At 59.5% G+C, this 5098-nt stretch carries 4 protein-coding genes; 1 reads left to right on the forward strand and 3 read right to left on the reverse strand.

The annotated features are described in order from the left end of the window. Positions 1–225: 225 nt before the first annotated feature. The 3 genes from OKC27_RS22365 to OKC27_RS22375 are packed head-to-tail and all read right to left on the reverse strand — an operon-like array spanning position 226 to position 2674. On the reverse strand, positions 226–1410 hold the full coding sequence (locus OKC27_RS22365) for a M20 metallopeptidase family protein (protein ID WP_270694380.1): 1185 nt from the start codon (positions 1408–1410) through the stop codon (positions 226–228). Next, the gene (locus tag OKC27_RS22370) at positions 1410–1859 is read right to left on the reverse strand and encodes a hypothetical protein (protein ID WP_182938888.1); all 450 of its coding nucleotides are present in this window, start codon (positions 1857–1859) and stop codon (positions 1410–1412) included. The genes OKC27_RS22365 and OKC27_RS22370 overlap by 1 nt, the downstream gene beginning before the upstream one ends. Continuing rightward, complete coding sequence (locus OKC27_RS22375; RefSeq protein ID WP_042658540.1) at positions 1856–2674, reverse strand: DUF3100 domain-containing protein; 819 nt, start codon at positions 2672–2674, stop codon at positions 1856–1858. The genes OKC27_RS22370 and OKC27_RS22375 overlap by 4 nt, the downstream gene beginning before the upstream one ends. A gap of 518 nt (positions 2675–3192) precedes the next feature. Here OKC27_RS22375 and OKC27_RS22380 point away from each other — a divergent pair. Continuing rightward, positions 3193–4926 carry an SWIM zinc finger family protein gene (locus OKC27_RS22380; RefSeq protein ID WP_270806722.1) on the forward strand — a complete coding sequence of 578 codons (1734 nt, stop codon included), beginning with the start codon at positions 3193–3195 and terminating at the stop codon, positions 4924–4926. Positions 4927–5098: the final 172 nt, after the last annotated feature.

Here is a 5098-nt window from a genome sequence, read left to right on the forward strand (position 1 = left end):
AGCCAAGGCCCCAGAGGTATAGTGTGAAAAAAGCCAATAAAAACAATGCCAGTCAGGCTTAACTGACTGGCATTAAGGCCTTGGCCTCTCTTCTGGTTTTATCGGTATGCGGGATCAATCGCGGCGGGTGGCCAGATTGATAAAGATCTGGGCACCGACCAGCAGGCAGTCATCGTCCAGATAGTAGGGATTCGCATGCAGGTAGTTGCAGATCCCCTTGGCCTGTCAGGCGCTTTTAGTCGTTGCCAGATTGATAAAGATCTGGGCACCGACCAGCAGGCAGTCATCGTCCAGATAGTAGGGATTTGCGTGCAGGTAGTTGCAGATCCCCTTGGCCTGACAGCCACTGCCGAGGAAGAACATGGCCCCCTTGCGGTCACGGCAGGCGTTGACCATGTAGCTGAAATCCTCGCTGCCGGTCATCGGCTGACCCTGGGCGTTGATCCCCTCGGAGGGCAATACGTCGGCGGCCGCTTGCAGCAGACGGGCGCAGGCATCGGCGTGGTTCTCGACCGCCGGATAACCGGCATAGACCATCTTGGTCTTGAAGCCGCGCAGTTCGCTCTGGGCCACGATCTCCTTGAAGCTGTTCTTCAGGATCTGGTCGGTCTCGGCATCCATGGCGCGGATGGTGCCGCGCGCCTGCACATGGTCAGCGATGGCATTGGGAATAGTGCCGCCGTTGATCATGCCGCAGCCAAACACCGCCGGGCTGAACGGACTGGTGCGCTTGGCGACGATATAGTCCATATCCTCGATGATCCGCACCGCTTCGCGGATCGCATCCAGCCCCTTGTGGGGGGTGGAGCCGTGGGCGGAGATACCGTGCACATCCAGCGTCCAGGCGGAGCCCCAGGAGGACATGACGCCGTTGTTGAACTTGATGGTGCCGGTCTCCATGGCGCCGTCGTTATGGAGGGCATAGACCTCGTCCACCCCCTTCATGCAGCCCAGCTCCACCATCTTCTCGGCGCCCGGCACCCGCATATCCTCTTCCGCCATCTGGAAGATAAAGCGGACGTTGTACTGCAGGCGATCGCGGTTGGCGGCCAGAAACTTGGCGGCGGTCAGGGCGATCGCCATATGGGAGTCGTGGCCGCAGTTGTGGGCCATCCCCTCGTGGCTCGACTTGAACGCAACGTCGCTCATGTCGTGCATCTCGAGGCCATCCATGTCGGCACGGAAGGCGATGGTCGGCAGCACAGGATCAACCACCAGATCACCGTGGAAACCGGTGAAGCCCGGGTAGTCGGTGAGGCGATAGCCAAAGCCTGCCATCAGCTCGCGGCAGTAGGCCGAGGTCTTGAATTCGACGCCGGAGGCTTCCGGAATAGTGTGCAGGTGGTGGCGCACTTCCTGACTGAAGTCGCGCAGGGCCAGCAGGGCCGGCTCAATGTGGATGTTGTTCATCAGATGATCCCTTGCATGGAGAAGCCGAGCTGGGCGACCAGCGACGCGCCGAAGAAGCAGCAGGTGGAGACGATCATGAATATCAGGATCACTTTCCACGACATCTTTTTCAGCTCTTCCAGCTGACCGCCCACCGAGAGACCGGCGAAGGCCAGCAGCGGTACGCAGCAGGAGAGGAAGGAGATCTTGGCGACGGCATCGATAAAGAGGCCGCGCACCGGGGTCTCCGGCAGGCAGATGAGAATGCCGATGATGGTGGCATAGGCAAACGCAGGCAGGGAGGAGGGCAGATAGCGCTTGGCTACCAGCGAGGCAAACACCACCAGCGACATGGCGACGAAGCTGTCACCCATCAGCCAGAGCGGGGTGCCGGTGGTCAGGGTCTGGGTAAACATGGCCAGCAGGATCGCCAGAAAGACGAACCGCATATCCATTACGATGCTTTTCATGCTTTCTCTCCTTTAGCGGTCAGGGCATAGATTTTTTCAGCGAGCGGCAGACCCAGATAGGTGAGGGAGAGGGCGCCGAGGGCAGAAGAGAGCAGGTTCGAGGCTGCTGCGATACTCAGCACCTGCTGGGCCAGCGCTTCGTCGAGACCGTTGATCAGAGCACCGGAGGCGGCACTCAGCATGGAGCCTGAGCCCACGCCGGAACCAGCGGCCAGCGCCAGCGGGTGCAGGCCGGTGAGCGGGGCGATACTGCCCAGTACGCTGAACCAGAGGGTGCCGATGACTGAGCCGCACAGGTAGATGGCCAGCACGCCGATGTACTCCTGGGAGCCGGTGCCGAACTTGCCCTGAATGACCGCAACCGACGGCTCACGGCTGATGGAGGAGCAGGCCCCGATGGCGCGACGGCCAAAGCCGAACTTCACCGCCAGCGGAATGGCGATCAGGATCGGCAGCAGGTTGCCAATCTCCTGCAGGAACAGCGGTACGCCGACGCTCAGGATCATCTTCAGGTTGGGGATGATCATCCCCGCGTACTGGGTGCCCAGGATCAGCAGGCTGAAGCCCACCATCTTGCCGCAGAAGCCCTCTTCTTTCTCGGTGAAGAGCTGCTTCCAGCCGGGGATGCGATCCTTGATCGGCTTGGCGGAAATGCACATGCCGATGATGACGGCAAAGAGCATCGGCAGGATCGGAATGATGGCGATGCCTATCTTGATCTCCTGCTTGCCTATCAGGTACTGGGCCACAAAGATCAGCATGGCGGTTGCCAATATGCTGACCGTGACCGTCTTGAGGGGGCTGGTTTGCTGCATGGTCTGTTCTCTTGTTATTCGTGAGTGTTCCACTTTAAGTGCCATCGCCAACTTGACGGGCTGGCGAATGATGGGGGCATGATAGGGAGGGTCGCGGGGGAGGAATGTGACCTCCATCAAGCTGGCCATATGGCATTTTTTCATGGGGTATGCCCTTTAACCCTGTGGATACCAAGGGTTAAATACCGTTAACAGATTGCCAGCAATCAGGTGATATGGTGACCTGTGGCCGCCTTGCACAAGTTCAAACAGAGAGCGAAGAAGAAGAAGACCGATCTCGCGTTAGAGGATCATCGGTACTATCTACCTGCAGTGCGATATCAAACAGTTGCATGCGCAGCTCGCGTCCATCACCATCCTGCAAACCCTCAAGCCTTATCTGGCCGAGCGCTGGGACGAGTATCAGCACGCCATATGGGATGAGACACCGAGCTTTGATGCGCTCTGCTTTCGATAAACCCTGCCATCACATGTATGGCGCCATCTGACCATAGACACACCGGAGAAGGAGAGCCCCTTTGGCCCGCAGCACCTCACATTCTGCTGAACTGATCGATATTGCCGAACTCAAGGCGCAAAGCGGCGACGCCAGCTTTGCCAAGGGGGTGAAACTGGCCAGTCAGGGGGCGGTACAGCAGCTCGCTCAGGATGGTGAGACCATCACCGCCCGGGTACAGGGCAGTCATCTCTATCGGGTCAGACTGGAGTGCGGGCGTACGATGGTGAGTCACTGCAACTGCCCCGCTGCCGACTATCAGACGCTCTGCAAACACGCAGTCGCCACCGCGCTGGCCTTCAATATGCAGCTAAGCGGCTTGGACGGTGAGGAGGGCGCGGTGGCACAGGTGCCCGATGCGCGGGCCAGATTGCGCGGCTATTTCGAGCGGCAAGAGCAACCGGCGCTGCTCGATGTGCTGTTCGATGAGATCCGCCGCGACCCGAAACGCTGGGATTATTGGTTGAGGAAAGTGGAACTGAGTGAGCAGCCGCTCTCGCCGGCCAAACTGAAAAGCATGATCAACAGGGCGCTGCCCAAGCGGGATGTGTGGGAGTGGCGGGCGGTGAGCGACTACTTCAGCGAGGCCGAAGCGTTGTTTGAAGAGATCTGGGAGGGGATCGATACCCTCCCGCTCGAGCAGCAGTGGCAGCTGACCTGTTACGCGCTGGACCGGCTCAATACCGTGCTGTTACAGGTCGATGACTCCAATGGCGATCGCTGCGAGCTGGAGTTTGCGCTCTGCGAACGCCTCCCTGCGCTTTTTGCTCGCTTGCCATGGCCAGAGAGTGACAAGATCGACTGGCTCTTTACTCACCTCATCGAGCAACCGCAGGATATCTTCCCAGAAGAGGAGGCGTTTGGCGATATCATGCACAGTCCAGCCCTTCTGGCGCGCTGCGAGCAGAAGCTCGCCAGCTTGCGGGCGGCACTAGTGCCGGGCGATGAGTATGACTGGGATCTGCAACGCTATACCCTCCCCTTGCTGGATGCGGCCCGCGCGACCGGTGACTGGCGCCGCGAGCTGACCTTGCTGGCCAGTATTGCCACCATGCCACGGGATTGGCTCCGGCTCTGCAGCATCTGCTGCGATCATGATGAGCCGCTGGAGGGGGAGTATTGGCTCGCCAAGGCGCGCAAGCTGGCGGTATCACCCCATGAAAAGAGTGAGTGCGATGAGGTCGAGATCCGGCTCTCTATCGCCCTTGGCGAGAAGGGGCGGGCATGGCGTCTGGCGCGGGCCGGGTTCGAGCGGATGCCTCATTTTGACGGGTTCAAGCGGCTGCGCCAGTTGCAACACCAGTTGGAGTGGCAGGACGAAACCCTGCTGCCCTGGGCCGAGCAGTGTTTCAAGGATCAGGCCGCGGTCAGTCAGCCGTTCAATTTGTCCTCTCATCAGGATGCGCTGGTGCGCTTCTATCTCGATCAGGAGCGGGTGCTGGATGCCTGTGACTGGGTGGCCACCCACAAGATAAGCCCGGAGCTGCTGCTTACCCTGGCGGACAAGATCGCCCCGGACAATCCGCTGCTGGCCATCAGTTATACCTTTCGGGTTGCCGCCAGCTATGTGGCGACAGGTCAGAACGATGGCTATGAGCAAGCTGCGGCGGCGCTGCGCAAGCGGGAGCAATCGCTTGGGGATGACAAGGCGCTGCAGGAGAGCTTTAGCCTGCAGCTCGGGGCGCTGGCGACCGAATACAAACGCAAGCGCAACTTTATCAAGCTGGTGAATCTCTATTTCGCCTCCCGCCTCTGAGTTTCTCTTATGACGATGCGCCTCTGTCAGCGCCAAGGGATGGATAGCCAGCAATAAAAACGGGTCTGCAGTCGCAGGCCCGTTTGTCTTTGTATGTAACCTGAGATCGGTTTAAGCCAGCATTATCACGGCTTGCTCTTCGGATGTAAGATTCAAGGCTGGCTTGTTGTCT

The sequence above is a fragment of the Aeromonas sp. QDB62 genome, from assembly GCF_027705695.1.
GTDB lineage: Bacteria > Pseudomonadota > Gammaproteobacteria > Enterobacterales > Aeromonadaceae > Aeromonas > Aeromonas allosaccharophila.